Origin of the sequence: Lysobacter sp. TAB13 (genome assembly GCF_052113885.1) — a bacterium.
GTDB lineage: Bacteria > Pseudomonadota > Gammaproteobacteria > Xanthomonadales > Xanthomonadaceae > Lysobacter > Lysobacter gummosus.
In genome coordinates this window covers 1-415 of the sequence record NZ_JBFRDR010000268.1, presented here as the reverse complement: position 1 = coordinate 415, position 415 = coordinate 1, and the positions used below count along the sequence as shown (strand labels likewise).

Genomic DNA, 415 nt, shown 5'->3' with positions numbered 1-415 from the left:
GGTCAACCGCTTCGCCTTTGGGCGCCTACTGCGCCTCATCTTCGACGCGCGCGCGGGCTGACGGACGCYGGCCCTTCTCGGCGTMCTCRTCGMAGATCTGGAGAGAGCCTATGTCGAGTGCCATCGAACGCATYGCGGCCTGGAGTCGGTCCGCACCCGCGTTCGCTCCCTTGGCGCGGACGCGTGCACGTCATGCGATCGCCGATACGATCGGCTGCATGATCGCCGGCGCCGACGACCAGGCGACGCAGTCGGTGCGTGCGGCTTTCGCCGGCAGCATCGGGCCGTCCGGTGCAGCCGCCGTCATAGGCGGTGGCAGGGCACCGGAAGCCGTCGCCGCCCTGGTGAATGGCACGGCAGCGCATGCCCTCGATTACGACGACAATTTCCGGCCGGGCATTACCCATGCTTCGGC

1 protein-coding gene is annotated in these 415 nt (G+C 68.5%); it reads left to right on the top strand.

Translation table 11 applies throughout. The features are described from left to right. Positions 1–110 precede the first annotated feature (110 nt). Positions 111–415, top strand: a 305-nt coding sequence (locus AB4Y92_RS26120) for an MmgE/PrpD family protein (protein WP_441822266.1), incomplete at its 3' end; no start/stop codon positions are given.